Origin of the sequence: Amycolatopsis endophytica (assembly GCF_013410405.1) — a bacterium.
Classification (GTDB): Bacteria; Actinomycetota; Actinomycetes; order Mycobacteriales; family Pseudonocardiaceae; genus Amycolatopsis_E; species Amycolatopsis_E endophytica.
On the sequence record NZ_JACCFK010000001.1, the window covers coordinates 3131721 to 3146194 of the forward strand.

The window sequence follows — 14474 nt, forward strand, 5'->3', positions numbered from 1 at the left end:
TGGTGGCGCGGGAACGGATCATCACCACCGTGCGACCACTGGACGAGAACCGGATCCGCGGTTCGTTCATCAACTGCTCGAAGGGCGAGGCGCGGCGGCTGACGCTGCCGAGGCTGACGGAGATCGACTGGTCCGAAGTGGACTTCCTCGGCTGGCGCGATCCGAAGGCCGCGCACAACGCCTACCTCGTCACGCCCCGCGGCGGTGAGGTGATCGGCGTCGCGTTGCGTGCGGCGGAAAAGCACCGCAGCGCGGTCAAGCAGTCGATGTGCGCCTTCTGTGGAACGATCCACGCGGCGACGGACGTGACGCTCTTCGCGGCGAGGCGGGCCGGGGCGGCGGGCAGGCTCGGCAACACCGTCGGGACGTACGCCTGCGCCGACCTCGCTTGTGGCCTGTACCTGCGCGGCAAGCGCCGCCCCGCGGTGCACAACCCGGTGGATCGTGCCCCGCTGGAGCAACGGATCGAGCGGACGCTGGACAACCTGGCCCGCTTCCTGGACGAGGTCACCACCGACAACGCCCGCTGACACCCCTCCCGCGCGACCGGGAGCGGCAAACACGCCGCCCGGAGCGGCCAACACGCCGGTGGGGGCGGCGTGTTTGCTCCTGGGGGCGGTGTGTTGGCCGCTCCGGAACGCTCAGCTCACGATCGGGAGGGACAACGGGCGCCGGACGGCCTGGGCGACGCCGTCGGAGGCCAGTGCGGCGGCGATCCGGTCCGGTGACGGGCGGCCGTACGTCGTGGTGCGCTGCACCAGTGGGCGGCCGATCGGCGCGACCATCCGCTCCAGGTCGCTGATCGTCTTGTAGGAGCCGTTGTCGGCGCCCGCCATGCGGCTGATCGTCTCCTCCATCAGCGTTCCGCCGAGGTCGTTCACGCCGCCGTTGAGCACGTCGCGGCAGGTGTCCTCGCCCAGCTTCACCCACGAGGTCTGGATGTTGTCGATCAGGCCGTGCAGCAGGATCCGCGCCAGCGCGTGCACCGCGCGGTTCTCGCGGCGCGTCGGGCCCGGACGTGACAGCCCGGCCAGGTAGATGGGCGCGTTCTGGTGGATGAACGGCAACAGCACGAACTCGGTGAACCCGCGCCGCCCGGTCTTCTCCAGCGCGCGCCGCTGCAGGTCGGCGATCAGCTTGATGTGCCCGACCCAGTGCGCGGGCGTGTCGACGTGGCCGTACATCATCGTCGACGTCGTCGGGATGCCCAGTTCGTGCGCCGTGGACACGACCTCGATCCAGCTCGACGCGGGCAGCTTGCCCTTGGTGAGCACCCAGCGCACGTCGTCGTCCAGGATCTCCGCCGCGGTGCCGGGCAGGGAGTCCACACCGGACTCGTGCGCGCGCGTCAGCCAGTCGCGAATGGACAGATTGGTCCTGGACGCGCCGTTGACGACCTCCATCGGGCTGTAGGAGTGCAGGTGGATGTCCGGCTGCCGCCGCTTCACCTCGGCCGCCAGGTCGAAGTAGGCCGTGCCGGGCATGTCCGGGTGGATCCCGCCCTGCATGCAGATCTCCGTCGCCCCGGCCTCCCACGCCTGGTCGACCCGGTCGCCGACCTGGGACAGCGACAACGTGTAGGCGTCCGCGTCCGTCCGCCGCTGCGCGAACGCGCAGAACCGGCAGCCGGTGTAGCAGACGTTGGTGAAGTTGATGTTGCGCGTGACCACGAAGGTGACGTCGTCGCCGGTGACGTCGCGGCGCAGTCCATCGGCCAGTGACGTCAGCGCTTCCAGCTCCGCGCCGTCCGCGTGCAACAGCGCGAGCGCGTCCTCATCGGACAGTCCCGAGGGGTCACGCTCCGCGCGCCGCAACGCTTCCGCGATATCGGTGTCCATCCGGCGCGGAGCCGTCGGAACCTGCGAAGCGAGTTCGGACCAGTCGCCGTACACCGAGTCGAAGTCGCTGCGCCGGTCCTCGGTCCGGCCCGTGGTGTCGACCTCGACGTGCAGATCCGTCCGGCCGGTGCCTGCCTGGTCCTGCCAGCCACCGTCCGGCTCCTGCCACGGACGGCCCTCGACAACCACGTCCTCGCGTGCGAGACCGGTCGCCGGATCGGCCAGCGCCGCGACGTGACCGGTGATGCGCGGGTCCAGCCACGGCTCACCGGCGACCACGTACTCGGGGTAGACCGGCAGCCGCTCCCGCAGTGTGTAACCGGCCTTCTCGGTCTGCCGCGTCAGCTCGTCGATGTGCGGCCAGGCCCGCTCGGGGTTGACGTGGTCCGGCGTCACCGGCGACACCCCGCCCCAGTCGTCGATACCCGCGCGCAGCATCAGGTCGTACTGGCTGCCGATCAGGTTCGGCGGCGCCTGGATGCGCATCTTCGGGCCGAGCACGAGCCGCGCGACGGCGATCGTCGCGGCCAGTTCCTGCAGGTCGGCGTCGGGGGTGGCGCGCATCTTGGTGTCCGGCTTGGCGCGGAAGTTCTGCACGATGACTTCCTGGATGCTGCCGTACTGGCGCGCCACCTTGCGGATCGCGAACAGCGAGTCCGCGCGCTCGGAGTAGTTCTCGCCGATCCCGATCAGGATGCCGGTGGTGAACGGCACCGACGTCCGGCCCGCGTCCTCCAGCACGCGCAGCCGCACGGCCGGGTCCTTGTCCGGTGAGCCGTAGTGCGGGCCGCCGCGCTCGCTCCACAGCCGGGTCGCGGTGGTCTCCAGCATCATGCCCATCGACGCGGCGACCGGCTTGAGCCGCTGCAGGTCCTGCCAGCTCATCACGCCGGGGTTGAGGTGCGGCAGCAGGCCGGTCTGCTCCAGCACCAGGATGGCCATCGCGCGCACGTACGACAGGGTGTCGTCGTAGCCGTGCGCGTCGAGCCACTCGCGGGCCTGCTTCCAGCGGTCCTCGGGGCGGTCACCGAGCGTGAACAGGGCTTCCTTGCAGCCCATCGCCGCGCCTTCGCGGGCGATCTCCAGCACCTCGTCCGGCGACAGGAACGGGGCGTCCAGTTTGCCCGGAACGGTGGCGAACGTGCAGTAGCCGCAGCGGTCGCGGCACAGGCGGGTCAGCGGGATGAACACACTGCCGCTGTAGGTGATGACGCCTTCGCGGCCGGCTTCGGCCAGACCGGCGTCACGGATGCGGGAGGCGTGCTCGGACAGCGTTTCGAGGTCTTCGTCGCGCGCGTGCAGCAGCACGGTCGCCTCGGCGATGTCGAGGGTCTTGCCGTCGCGGGCGCGAGCCAGCGCGCGACGCATCGCGGAGGCGGTGGGAGCGGATGCCATAGGAGGAACGCTAGGACCGGCTCCGCCGCCCTGCCAGGACCGGAACGCACAAGATCGGCCACACCGTGCGGGTCCGGCCGTATTTGCCCTGCTCACCGCGGTCTTCGTCGTTGCGCGATGGGGAGCGGAAGCGTATTACCTAAAGTGTGGCTTCGGTGATCGGCAAACGGGTCGGCGGCAGGACCTACTACTACCTCGCGCAATCCGGGCGGGTGAACGGCCGACCGCGGATCACCTCGCAGCGTTATCTCGGCACCGCCGACGACATCGAGGCGGCACTGGATGGTGCGGCAGGAAACCCGGACGGGACACGGCATCTCGCGTTCGGTGACGTCGCGGCGGTCTGGTCCACCCTGGAGCGGCTCCAGGTGCGTGCGACGATCGACGAGGTTCTGGGATCCCGCAAAGCGAAGGTGTCGGTCGGGACCTACCTCGTGCTGTCCGTGCTGCACCGGGCGACCGCACCGGGCACGGATCTGGCCCAGTGGTGGGCGGACAGTGCGGCGAGCCGGTTCGTGCGGCCGCGGATCACAGCGGCGGCGGTGCGCGATGACGAGTTCTGGCGCGCGGTGCGGCGGCTCACCCGCCCCCAGCTGGAACGGATCGAGGAGGCGGTGTCGGCGCGGGTGCGTGCGCAGCTCGGCGAGCCGATCCTGCTCGCGGTGGACGTGCCGAACTTCGCGACGTACGCCGAGTCGGAGACAGCGGTGGCGGCGCCTGCCGGGCTGAGCACGGTGGTGACGCGCGACGGCGCGATCCCGCTGGCCTCGACCGTGTACCGGCGCGAGGGCGCGGTGCCGTTCGGGGTGGCGGCCGAGCGGCTGTCGGCGCGGGCCGCGGGCCCGGTGACGCTGGTGTTCGAGACCGGTCAGCACGCGCAGCTCGACCTCGACGACGGCAGGCCCTTCGTCGGCGCGCTGCCGCTGGGCGACTACCCGGAGCTGCTGGCTCGTCCCGCGTCCGCGCGCCGTCCGGTGGATTCGGCCCGGTTCGCCGGGGTGACCGCGCTCGACACGCACGCGACGGTGTCCGGTGCGAGCCACCGCGTCGTCCTCACGCACTCGGCCAAGTTGCACGCGGCGCAGGCCCGCGGGTTCGCGCAGGCGCTGAGCAGCGCGACGCGCCAGCTGGACGGGCTCGCGCTGGCGCTGGAGGCGGGCACCAACCGGCGGCCACGCGAACAGGTGATGACCGAGATGGCCCGGATCACCCGGGTGCGGTGGGTCGACCGGGTGCTCTCGACCCGCCTGACCGGCACCCGTCCGGCTGATCTGCGGCTCGACTGGCGGGTCGACGAGAACGCCCGCGCGCGCCTGGACGAGGAGTTCTTCGGCAAGCAACTGCTGGTCACCGACCACGACTGGCCGGTCGCCGACGTCATCACCGCCTACCGTGCGCGCTACCACCTGGACTCCACGTTCCGGCAGCTCAACGGACCGTTCGTGGCGGCGACGGCGCCACGGCGGAACTGGACGGATCACCGGATCGGGGTGCACTCGCTGGTGAGCGTGCTCGCGACCGCGGTCACGCACGTGATGCGTCAGGACGCCGACCGGGCCGGGCTGGACCTGTCGGTGCGCGAGCTGCTGGACCTGCTTTCGCGCATCGGCGAAACCGTGCTGCGCTACCCGTCGACCGGCGGGCGGCCCCGCACCCGCCGGCTGCTGACCTGCCGGGACCCGGTTCAGCAGCGGCTGTTCGACCTGTTCGGGCTGGGCTCGTACGCGCCCTGAGCGCGCGGCAGCAGCAACGGTGTGGCCAGGAGCAGGACCCCGGCCAGCGCGATCGCCGTCCGCGGGCCGGTGAGCTGTGCCAGGAAACCCCACAGCATGGTGAGCGCGGCGATGCTCGCGCTGCTGGTGATCGACCACGCGGTGAGTACGCGGGCGTGGTGTCCGGTCTCGGTGTGGTCGAGCCGGTACGCCGCGAACACCGAGTTGAACAGCGACGCGCAGATGATCAGGCCCAGCTCGGTGACCATCACGATCACCAGACCGGCGGTCCCCGGCTGGACGAACGCGAGCCCGAGCGGCCAGCACGCGCGGAGGACGCCGAAGACCCGCAGCACCTTCCGGTCGCCCCAGTGGGCGGCGACCCGGCGGGCCAGGCGCGACCCGACCAGACCGCCGATGCAGGGCACCGCGAATGCCAGCCCGTACTGCCACGCCGGGAACCCCAGGTGGGCGAGCATCAGCACCGCCAGCACCGGCTCCGCGGCCATGATCAGCCCGTTCACCAGCACGGTGTTGAAGAAGAACCGGCGCAGCGTCGGGTGGGCGAGGATGTAGCGCCACCCTTCGGCGACATCGCTCCACCGCCGCGTCTTCGCCGGATCCGGGCGCCGCTCGCGCTCCCGGATCGCGGTGATGCCCAGCGCCGAGAGCAGGTAACTCACGGCGTCCATGGCGATGGTGGTGACCGGCCCCACCAGCCCGATGGCGGCGCCGCCCAGTGGTGGTCCGATGATCGTCGCCGACCAGGTGGTGGACTCGAAGCGGCTGGTGGCCACCAGGAGGTCGTCCCGGGACACGACGGTGCGCAGGTAGGCGCCGCTCGCGGCGGTGAACGCGATCTTCGCCGCCGCTGCGACGATCGAGACAACCAGGAGATGTGCGAAGGACAGCACGCCCAGCCAGTAGGCGAGCGGGACGGACGCCAGCGCGGCGAACCGGAACACGTCCACGGCGATCATGACCGGCCGCTTGGCGCGGAATTCCATCCAGGATCCGAGCGGCACCGCCAGCAGCGCGCCGATCGCGAGCCCGGATGCCGACAAGGCCGCCACTTCCGCCGATCCGGCGTGCAGTACCTGGACGGTGACGACCGAGAACGCCCCGAACCCGAGCCCGGTGCCGTACGCGCTGACCGCGTAGGAGGCCCACAACCACCCGAACGTCCGACCCAACTTTCGCATGGGCAGAGGAAAGCGGTAACGGGCCCGGCGGCACCAACAACGGACTGGGCGGCGCGTCACAACCCGGCGTTGTGGGCGTAGGTTCTCCCTCGTGGATCTCGACGCGGTTCGCACGTTCGTCGCCGTCGCGGAGACGGGCCGGTTCCAGGCCGCGGCGGACGATCTGGACCTCACGCAGCAGGCGGTCTCGAAACGGATGGCCAGCCTGGAGCGGGAGTTCGGCGTGCGGCTGTTCGCGCGGACCGCCCGGGGCGCGCGGCTCACCGTGGACGGCCAGGCGCTGCTGCCGCACGCGCGGGAACTCCTGCGTGCCGCTTCGCGTGCCGTGGCGGCCGTGACCCCGGGGCGCCGGGCGCTGCGGATCGATGTCGTCAACCGCCGGATCGTCACCTCGAAGGTGCTGCGCGCCTTCTACCAGCAGCGCCCGGACATCGACCTCGACGTCGTCACGCTGTCCAACCTGGACGCGCCGTCGGCGCTGGCCGAGGTGGCGGGCGGAACCGTCGACGCCACGTTCCGATCGCTGCGGGACACGGCGTTGCCGCGCGGCCTCCGGGCGGCGCGCGTCATCGACGACCGGCACGAACTGCTGGTCGGCCCGCGGCACCCGTTGGCGAACGCCGGTACCGTGACGCCGGCGGACCTCGCCGGCCACCCCATCTGGATGCCCGGCATGACCGATCCCGAGCCGATCGGCTACTACGAGGACCTCGCCGCGGCGTTCGGGCTGACCATCGACACGGTCGGCCCGATGTTCGGGATCGAAACGCTGCTCGCCGAGATCGCCGACTCGTCCCGGCTCGCCTTCCTCGCGGGCGAGGGCTCGCGGTACCTGTGGCCGGAAAGCTACGACCTGCGCCGGATCCCGGTCGTCGGCCCGGCCCCGGTGTACCCGCTGTCGGTGGTCTGGCGGGCGGACAACCCGCACCCCGTGCTGGCGGATTTCCTCGGGTACCTCCACGCCCGGTACCGCGAGACCGCGGACGACGTGTGGACCCCCGCCTGGTGCCGGTGATCAGCGGGGGATGTCGACGTGGGCGTGGTCGAGGGCTTCGGAGAGCAGCGTCAGTGCCTCGACCACCGGCTGTTTCTCCGCCAGGCCCGCGAACAGTTGTGACTCGATCGCCACGCCCTGGACGCGCTTGAGCAGCCCGGCGATTTCCATGGCGGAGGTGTCCGGGTCCGGGTACCGCGCGGACCACTGGGCCCGGATCGTCGTGGGCTCGGGAAGCACGGCGCCCCTCATTGCGTGGCGCTGACCACCGACATGTACGTCCCCGGCTTCCCCCGCATCGGCGAGGCGTTGCGCACCAGCAGTTCCGCGGTCCAGGTCACGATGACCGCGTTCCTGGCCGGGCTGGTCGCCGGTCAGCTGGTGATCGGGCCCCTCTCCGACCGGATCGGCCGCCGCGGCCTGCTGACCGGCGGCGGCGTCGCGTTCATCGTCTGCTCGGTCGCGTGCGCGTTGTCGCCGACGATCGGGGTGCTGATCGCCGCGCGGTTCCTGCAGGGGGTCCCGCATCCGCGAACATGGTGCTCGCCAGGGCCGTGATCATCGACCGGTTCCACGGTCCGCGGATCCCGCGCTACTTCGCGGCTCTCTCGCAGATCCTGAGCGTCGCGCCGATCGCCGCGCCCGTTCTCGGCGGCGCGATCCTGTCGGTCTCGACCTGGCGCGCCGTGTTCTTCGTGCTGGCCGCGGTCGGGGTGCTGCTGCTGGCGGGCGTCCCGGTCAAGGTGCCCGAATCGCTGCCGCCGGAGCGCCGCCACCGGTGGTCCCGGCGAAACGTTCCGTGCCATGGGAAGCCTGGCCCGCACCGCGCCGTTCCTCGGTTTCAGCCTGGTGCTCGGCCTCGCCTCCGCGGCGCTGTTCACCTACATCAGCGGCTCCAGTTTCGTGTTCGAGAGCCTGCACGGCGTCTCCGCGAGCACCTATTCGCTGATCTTCGCCGTCAACGCGGTCGGCATGCTGACCGCGGGGGCCACGTTCGCGCGGCTGTCCCGCCGGAACCCGCAGAACACCGTGCTGGCCGCCGGTGTCGCCCTGTCCGCGGTGGGCGCGCTCGCCCAGGTGCTGGCCGTCCGGGTGATCGGGGAGAGCTTCGCCGCCACCTGGATCACGTTGTTCGTGATCCAGTTCGGCATCGGGCTGATCATCCCGTCGGCCATCAGTCTCGGGCAGACACCGGGCCGCGCGACGCCCGGTGCGGCCTCGGCGCTGCTCGACGGCCTGCAGTTCACGCTCGGAGCCCTGGCCTCGCCGCTGGTCGGCCTCTTCGGGGAGGACAGCTCGCTGCCGATGGCCGCGCTCATGCTGATCGCGCTGGTCCTGGCCGTGCTGGCGCTCGTGTTCCTGGTCCGGCCCGCGCGGGGGCACGGGGAGGTCACTCCTCGGTGAGCAGACGCCGCTCACGCACCGCGGGCAGTGACAACGAGCGGTATCCGGCCTCGTCGAACAACACGGTGACCTTGTCCGCCTCCCGGTGCACGATCCGGCCGGTGCCCCACTCGGCGTGCCGGACCGCGGCGCCGGGCTGGAACTCGCCGTCGGCCGGGGCGTGGTCCCGCGCGGTGCCCGCCTCGCACGTGTCGCAGAAACGGCACGGCTCGTCCAGTGTCTCGCCGAAGTAGCCGAGCAGGAACTGGCGGCGGCACGAGGACGTCTCGGCGTACTCCCGCATCACCTCGACGCGGGTCCGGTCGAGTTTCCCGCGCTGCTCGGCGACTTCGGCGGCGCGCTCGGTGGCCTTGCGCGGATCGCCGCCGGAATAGCTGAACCTGCCCTGCCCGGTTTCCTCGACCAGCCCGGTCTGCTCCAGCAGGTTGAGGTTGTTCATCGCGCGGCGGTGCGACTGGCCCACCTCGCCGTCGATCTCCTGCGGATCGGACGGGCTGTCCTGTTCGCGCAGCGTCTCGGCGACCTCGCGGACACCGTCGTCGTCGAAGCGCCGTGAGGTGAGGAACTTCTGCAGGCCCAGGTCTTCCGGGCGGTAGAACAGGATCGCGTCGGCGCGCTCGCCGTCCCGTCCGGCTCGCCCGATCTGCTGGTAGTAGGAGTCGACCGATTCCGGGACGGAGGCGTGCACCACGAACCGCACGTCCGGCTTGTCGATGCCCATCCCGAACGCCGAAGTCGCGACCACGACGTCGGCCCGGCCGTCGAGGAAGTCGTCGTGCACGCGCCGCCGGTCGGCCGCCTTCATCCCGGCGTGGTAGGCGAGTGCGCCCAGCTCCTCGGCGTAGCGCTCGCTGTCCTTGCGGGTGGCGGCGTAGACCAGGCCGGGCTTGGGGGCGTCGCGGACCCAGGCCAGGACCGCGTCGCGCTTCTCGTCGTCGCCGGTGGCGCGGTGCACGGCGAGGTGCAGGTTGGGCCGGTCGAAACCGGAGACCACCAGGACCGGATCGCGCAGCCCCAGGTGCTCGACGATGTCGTCGCGCACCGGACCGCCCGCGGTCGCGGTCAGTGCCAGCACCCGGGGACGGCCGAGACGTTCGATGGCGTGGCCGAGGCGGAGGTAGTCGGGGCGGAAGTCGTGGCCCCAGGCCGAAACGCAGTGCGCCTCGTCCACGACGAACAGGCTCGGCCGGATCTCGTCCAGCTGCTCCAGCACCTCGGTCTTGGCCAGCTGTTCCGGCGCCAGGAACAGGTATTCGGCATCGCCGTGGGTGACCGAATCCCACGCCCGATGCGTGGTGCGGGCGGACTGCGTGGAGTTGACGGCCACGGCGGCCGGCGCGTCACTGTCCTCGATCTGGCCGACCTGATCGCGTTGCAGCGCCGTCAACGGCGACACGACGAGCGTCGGACCGTCCAGCAGCAGCGCGGGAACCTGGTAGATCGCCGACTTTCCCGATCCGGTCGGCATCACGGCGAGCACGTCGTGACCGTCGAGCAGAGCCGCCATCGCGGTCAGCTGGTCGTCGCGCAGTTCCGGCCAGCCGAAGGTTTCCCGTGCGGTGCGGCGGATTTCGTCGGTTCTGGACACCGGCGGGGTGTTCCCGCCCATCCCGTCCGGAAACGTCGGTACGCTGCGGGCATGCTGGAGGGATACCGCCCGCGGGGCGAGGTGGAAGAAGCCGACGTGTCGCGGATCCGCGATCTGCTGGGTTCAGCGGACGATCCGTTCTCGCGCGAGATTCCCCTGCACGTCACGGGTTCGGCGGTGATCGTCCACGACGGCCGGGTGCTGTTGCGCTGGCACGAGCGTCAGCAGGCGTGGCTGCAGGTCGGCGGGCACGGCGACCCGGGGGAGACGGACCCGCTGGCCATCGCGTTGCGCGAGGGACGTGAGGAGACGGGGCTGAGCGACCTGACGCCGAGGGGTGACCTGCTGCACGCGGTGATCGTGCCGGTGCCCGCCAAGGGTGCCGAGCCCGCGCACGAGCACGCCGACCTGCGGTACGTCCTGGCGACCGCGCGACCGGAGGAGGCGCGCCCGGAAAAGCCGACGGCACCGCTGAAGTGGCTGGCTCTGGACGAAGCGATCGACGCCGTGTCGGAGGACAACCTCCGCGAGACGCTGCGCCGGGTGCCCGAGCGCCTCTGAAGCACGCTTCCCCAGGCCACATCGCGGGCTTGCGGTCAGGCGCGGCCGCGGTGCGGGGTCTGGTCGGCGACGCCGTGGCGGAGCGGGGTGCCGGGCTCGGCCGCGGTCTGCTGCTTCGCCGGGGAGCCGCCGCTGTGGCTGGTGACCTCGGGGATCTCGGTGTGCTCGCCGCCCGACGGTTCGGCGCCCTCGTCGAGCTGGCGTTTGCGGACCCGGAACAGTTCGAGCACCGGCAGCCGGTTGGCGTGCTGGAGCTCGTAGGTCATGAGCCTGTCGAGCTGGTCGTGGTCCAGCGACCGGATGCGGTGCTGCAGCGACGCCAGAGGCAGCTCATCGTATTCGGGCAGCGGTAGGTCGGTCATGCGCAAGACCTACCCGCGGCGGCGCCGGGCAAACGGTTGGACGCGGCCCCGCCGGGGTACGACCACGACATGACCCGAGCCCTGGACATGCTGCGGACCCACCCCGCCGACCTCGGCGGCCTCGACCCGGAGGCCATCGCCGCGTGCCTGGCGGAGTGCCTGTCCTGCGCCCAAGCCTGCACGTCGTGCGCCGACGCCTGCCTGTCCGAAGAAGACCCCGCCGCACTCGGCCGGTGCATCCGCCTCGACCTCGACTGCGCCGAGATCTGCACCGCGACCGCACGCGTGCTGTCCCGCCGCGGCGATCCGGCCGGGATCGCCTCCGAGCTGGTGGCACTGTGCGAAAAGGTCTGCCGGGCGTGCGCGGAGGAATGCGAGCGGCACGCCGGCCACCACGAACACTGCGCCGTGTGCGCGGAGGCGTGCCGTTCCTGCGAGGACGCCTGTCAGCAACTCCGCCAGCACCTCGGCTAGGGCGTGTCTCCAAAAGTTTGTTCTGGTTGTAGGTGATGATCGGCCGGTGGTTCGTGCTGGGGTGATCTCGGATGAGTTGTGGGCGTTGGTAGCGCCGCTGATGCCTTCGCGGGAGGGCCTGCGTGGCCGGCCACTGTCCGATCACCGCCGGATACTGGAAGGGATTGCCTGGCGATTCCGGACGGGGTCGCCGTGGCGGGACCTGCCGGAGGAATTCGGGCCATGGCAGACGGTTTGGAAACGGCACCACAGGTTCTCCATCGACGGCACCTACCAGCGGATGTTCGATGTGGTGCGGTCAAGGTGCGGCATCGACGCGAACGACGATCTCGCCGAGTTACTGTCGATCGATTCCTCAGTCGTGCGGGCACACCAGCACGCCGCGGGAGCGCCGACCATCCCGGGCCGAGCCCTGGCCGCAGCCACCGACCACACAGGGGGCAGCCTCGAATGACACGAATCCGGCCTACGAGCCCGACGATCACGCGCTGGGCCGCTCCCGGGGTGGACTGACCACCAAGATCCACGCGCTGGCCGGCGCGGCTTGTGACCTGGTCGCGGTGCGACTGACCGCCGGACAAGCCGGAGACAACCCCCAGTTGCTGCCCCTGCTGGATGACTACCTCGCCTCCGCGTTCACCGACGCCGGGCCGCGCGATGTCCGGCTGTTGGCCGACAAGGCCTACTCTCACCCCTCGACCCGCCAAGAACTGCGCCGACGCCGGGTCAAGCACACGATCCCTGAACGCCGTGACCAGCTCGCCACCCGGAAGGCCAAAGGCTCCGCCGGCGGCCGACCACCGGCGTTCGACGAGGAGATCTACAAGCAGCGCAACACCATCGAGCGGGCATTCGGCCGTGTGAAGCAGTGGCGCGGGGTGGCCACCCGCTACGACAAGTACGCCCTGACCTTCCTCGGCGGCGTCCTCCTGGCAGGAGCAATCATGATCTCCCGCACCGCTGCCCGGAATTAGGAGACGCACCCTAGACCGCGAGCCACACCGCCGCGTCCGGGGGCAGCTCGTCGCCCGGTTCGCCGCTGGCGAGCAGGACCTTCCGGTGCGGCGGCAGGGCGGCGGGCTCCTCGCCCAGGTTCACCACGCACACCACCCCCGGCTCCCGGCGGAACGCCAGCACCTCCGGCGGACTGTCCAACCACGACAGTGCCCCGTCCCCGAATGCCGGGTTTTCCTTGCGGATCCGCAACGCCTCGCGGTATAGGTTCAGCGTCGAGCGCGGGTCGGCGTCCTGCGCGGACACCGTTTTCGCCGACCAGCGGGCCGGTTGGGGCAGCCACGGTGTCCCCGTGGAGAACCCGAACGGTGGCGCGGCACCGGACCACGGCAACGGCACCCGGCACCCGTCGCGGCCACGCTGGGTGTGCCCGGACCGTTCCCACTTCGGGTCCCGCAGCACCTCCTCCGGCAGATCCTCGACCTCCTCCAGGCCCAGCTCCTCGCCCTGGTACAGGTACGCCCCGCCGGGCAGCGCCAGCATCAGCAGCAGCGCCGCCCGCGCGCGGGGCAGCCCGCCGCCGTAGCGCGTCACGTGCCGCTTGACGTCGTGGTTGGACAGCACCCAAGTGGCAGGCGCGGCGCCGAGCGCCTCGACACTGGAGTCGATCACCGAGCGCATCCGGCCCGCGTCCCACGGACAGCGCAGGAAATCGAAGTTGAACGCCGTGTGCAGCTCATCCGGCCGCACGTACCGCGCCAGCCGCCGCGGGCTGTCCACCCACGCCTCGGCCACGAAGATCCGGTCGTCGCCGTAGTGGCGGGCCAGTTCCCGCCAGGACCGGAAGATCTCGTGCACGCCCGGCCGGTCCCAGTGCGGATGGTCGCCGCGGTCCGGCGGCTCCACCAGCCCCTCGTGGTCCACGCCGAGGTCCGGCAGCGCGGGATCCTTCACCATGCCGTGCGCCACGTCGATGCGGAAGCCGTCCACCCCGCGGTCGAGCCAGAACCGCAGGATGTCCAGGAACTCCTCGCGCACCCGCGGGTCGTCCCAGTTCAGGTCCGGCTGCGTGGCGTCGAACAGGTGCAGGTACCACTGGCCGTCCCCGGCCCTGCTCCACGCGGAACCGCCGAACACGCTGCGCCAGTCGTTGGGCTCGTCGCGGAACACGTACCGCTCGCGCTCGGGCGAGCCGGGCCCGGCGGCGAGCGCGGCCTGGAACCACGGGTGCCGGTCGCTGGTGTGGTTGGGCACGATGTCGACGATGATGCGCAACCCGTGCCGGTGCGCCTCCCGCAGCAGGGCCTCCGCGTCGGCCAGCGTGCCGAACACCGGGTCGATGTCGCGGTAGTCGGCGACGTCGTACCCGCCGTCGGTCATCGGCGACGGGTACCAGGGCGTGATCCACAGCGCGTCCACGCCCAGGCCGGCCAGGTAGGGGAGCTTCGCGCGGATACCGGCCAGGTCTCCGACGCCGTCGCCGCTGCCGTCGGCGAAGCTGCGGATGTAGACCTGGTAGATGACGGCATCGCGCCACCACGCGCCGTTCACGCGTGCAGGAGGTCGTGGGTCCAGGACACGAGGTGGACCAGCGCGTCGACCTGACCGCACGGATCCGGGTCCGAGGCGATGAACTCCAGTTGCGCCGCCACGCCTGCCGGATCGTGGTTGAGTTCGGCGAGCACGGCGCGCAGAACGGCGCGAAGCGGCGGTTGCACCTCGTCGATGCCGACTTCGGCGTCCCCCTCGTCGCTCAGCGCCACGGTGAACAGGTCACCTCGATCCGACGTGGCCCGCGCCAGCACGAGACCCGCGATCGCCGTGACCAGCTCCGCGCACAGCGGCCGGAGCAGGCCCGCTTCCGGCGCCCCGGTGCCGACCATCCGGGGCAGCAGACGGGACACCGACGCGAAGTCCTGCCTGCCGAGGTCGTCCACGAGCTGGTCCGCCAGGCGCCGGACGTCTCGCTGGGTGTTTTCGTGGCTCATCG

General features: G+C 71.3%; 14 protein-coding genes and 2 pseudogenes. 9 read left to right on the top strand and 7 right to left on the bottom strand.

The genetic code is table 11. The features are described from left to right. Positions 1–2 precede the first annotated feature (2 nt). Complete coding sequence (locus tag HNR02_RS15520) at positions 3–530, top strand: FBP domain-containing protein (RefSeq protein WP_312861148.1); 528 nt, start codon at positions 3–5, stop codon at positions 528–530. Positions 531–641: 111 nt separating this feature from the next. On the opposite strand, the gene HNR02_RS15525 is transcribed toward HNR02_RS15520, so the two are convergent. Further along, the gene (locus tag HNR02_RS15525; protein WP_179773873.1) at positions 642–3233 is read right to left on the bottom strand and encodes a bifunctional FO biosynthesis protein CofGH; all 2592 of its coding nucleotides are present in this window, start codon (positions 3231–3233) and stop codon (positions 642–644) included. Positions 3234–3379: 146 nt separating this feature from the next. Between HNR02_RS15525 and HNR02_RS15530 the strand changes: the two genes are divergently transcribed. Beyond that, positions 3380–4966: an IS1634 family transposase gene (locus tag HNR02_RS15530; protein ID WP_179773874.1), complete on the top strand. Its 1587-nt coding sequence runs from the start codon at positions 3380–3382 to the stop codon at positions 4964–4966. On the opposite strand, the gene HNR02_RS15535 is transcribed toward HNR02_RS15530, so the two are convergent. Beyond that, a complete protein-coding gene (locus tag HNR02_RS15535) occupies positions 4918–6147 on the bottom strand; it encodes an MFS transporter (RefSeq protein ID WP_179773875.1) in 1230 nt (409 codons plus the stop codon). The genes HNR02_RS15530 and HNR02_RS15535 overlap by 49 nt on opposite strands. 91 nt (positions 6148–6238) lie before the next feature. On the opposite strand from HNR02_RS15535, the gene HNR02_RS15540 reads away from it, so the two are divergent. Beyond that, positions 6239–7162: a LysR family transcriptional regulator gene (locus HNR02_RS15540; protein WP_179773876.1), complete on the top strand. Its 924-nt coding sequence runs from the start codon at positions 6239–6241 to the stop codon at positions 7160–7162. Here the strand turns inward: HNR02_RS15540 and HNR02_RS15545 are convergent, their stop codons facing one another. Continuing rightward, positions 7163–7381 (bottom strand): hypothetical protein, encoded by a 219-nt coding sequence (locus HNR02_RS15545; RefSeq protein WP_179773877.1) that lies wholly within the window; start codon positions 7379–7381, stop codon positions 7163–7165. Positions 7382–7396: 15 nt separating this feature from the next. On the opposite strand from HNR02_RS15545, the gene HNR02_RS35060 reads away from it, so the two are divergent. From HNR02_RS35060 to HNR02_RS35070, 3 genes and pseudogenes are all read left to right on the top strand, one after another. Then, a complete protein-coding gene (locus HNR02_RS35060; protein ID WP_218902894.1) occupies positions 7397–7699 on the top strand; it encodes an MFS transporter in 303 nt (100 codons plus the stop codon). Then, positions 7678–7854 (top strand): annotated as a pseudogene (locus tag HNR02_RS36780) (Bcr/CflA family drug resistance efflux transporter); the annotation flags it as partial. The gene HNR02_RS35060 and the pseudogene HNR02_RS36780, both read left to right, overlap by 22 nt. A gap of 91 nt (positions 7855–7945) precedes the next feature. Beyond that, positions 7946–8545, top strand: a complete 600-nt coding sequence (locus tag HNR02_RS35070) for an MFS transporter (protein WP_218902895.1) — start codon at positions 7946–7948, stop codon at positions 8543–8545. Here the strand turns inward: HNR02_RS35070 and HNR02_RS15555 are convergent. Further along, the gene (locus HNR02_RS15555) at positions 8532–10154 is read right to left on the bottom strand and encodes a RecQ family ATP-dependent DNA helicase (RefSeq protein WP_179773878.1); all 1623 of its coding nucleotides are present in this window, start codon (positions 10152–10154) and stop codon (positions 8532–8534) included. The two genes, HNR02_RS35070 and HNR02_RS15555, sit on opposite strands and share 14 nt — an antisense overlap. Positions 10155–10184: 30 nt before the next feature. Between HNR02_RS15555 and HNR02_RS15560 the strand changes: the two genes are divergently transcribed. Then, the gene (locus HNR02_RS15560; protein ID WP_179773879.1) at positions 10185–10694 is read left to right on the top strand and encodes an NUDIX hydrolase; all 510 of its coding nucleotides are present in this window, start codon (positions 10185–10187) and stop codon (positions 10692–10694) included. A 35-nt stretch (positions 10695–10729) separates the two neighbouring features. Here the strand turns inward: HNR02_RS15560 and HNR02_RS15565 are convergent, their stop codons facing one another. Further along, complete coding sequence (locus tag HNR02_RS15565) at positions 10730–11056, bottom strand: DUF8129 domain-containing protein (RefSeq protein WP_179773880.1); 327 nt, start codon at positions 11054–11056, stop codon at positions 10730–10732. Positions 11057–11125: 69 nt separating this feature from the next. Between HNR02_RS15565 and HNR02_RS15570 the strand changes: the two genes are divergently transcribed. Then, on the top strand, positions 11126–11530 hold the full coding sequence (locus HNR02_RS15570; RefSeq protein WP_179773881.1) for a four-helix bundle copper-binding protein: 405 nt from the start codon (positions 11126–11128) through the stop codon (positions 11528–11530). Positions 11531–11576: 46 nt separating this feature from the next. Next, positions 11577–12518, top strand: a pseudogene (locus HNR02_RS15575) (IS5 family transposase). Here HNR02_RS15575 and HNR02_RS15580 read toward each other — a convergent pair. After that, positions 12515–14035, bottom strand: coding sequence for a glycoside hydrolase family 13 protein (locus HNR02_RS15580; RefSeq protein WP_179773882.1), 1521 nt, complete (start codon positions 14033–14035; stop codon positions 12515–12517). The pseudogene HNR02_RS15575 and the gene HNR02_RS15580 overlap by 4 nt on opposite strands. Continuing rightward, positions 14032–14472 carry a hypothetical protein gene (locus tag HNR02_RS15585; RefSeq protein ID WP_179773883.1) on the bottom strand — a complete coding sequence of 147 codons (441 nt, stop codon included), beginning with the start codon at positions 14470–14472 and terminating at the stop codon, positions 14032–14034. Before HNR02_RS15585 ends, HNR02_RS15580 begins: the two co-directional genes overlap by 4 nt. Positions 14473–14474: the final 2 nt, after the last annotated feature.

Coding starts and splice junctions, on each gene's coding strand:
- HNR02_RS15525 (WP_179773873.1), bottom strand. CDS start 3,233: ATGGCATCCGCTCCCACCGCCTCCGCGATGCGTCGCGCGCTGGCTCGC.
- HNR02_RS15535 (WP_179773875.1), bottom strand. CDS start 6,147: ATGCGAAAGTTGGGTCGGACGTTCGGGTGGTTGTGGGCCTCCTACGCG.
- HNR02_RS35070 (WP_218902895.1), top strand. CDS start 7,946: ATGGGAAGCCTGGCCCGCACCGCGCCGTTCCTCGGTTTCAGCCTGGTG.
- HNR02_RS15555 (WP_179773878.1), bottom strand. CDS start 10,154: ATGGGCGGGAACACCCCGCCGGTGTCCAGAACCGACGAAATCCGCCGC.
- HNR02_RS15560 (WP_179773879.1), top strand. CDS start 10,185: ATGCTGGAGGGATACCGCCCGCGGGGCGAGGTGGAAGAAGCCGACGTG.
- HNR02_RS15565 (WP_179773880.1), bottom strand. CDS start 11,056: ATGACCGACCTACCGCTGCCCGAATACGATGAGCTGCCTCTGGCGTCG.
- HNR02_RS15570 (WP_179773881.1), top strand. CDS start 11,126: ATGACCCGAGCCCTGGACATGCTGCGGACCCACCCCGCCGACCTCGGC.
- HNR02_RS15585 (WP_179773883.1), bottom strand. CDS start 14,472: ATGAGCCACGAAAACACCCAGCGAGACGTCCGGCGCCTGGCGGACCAG.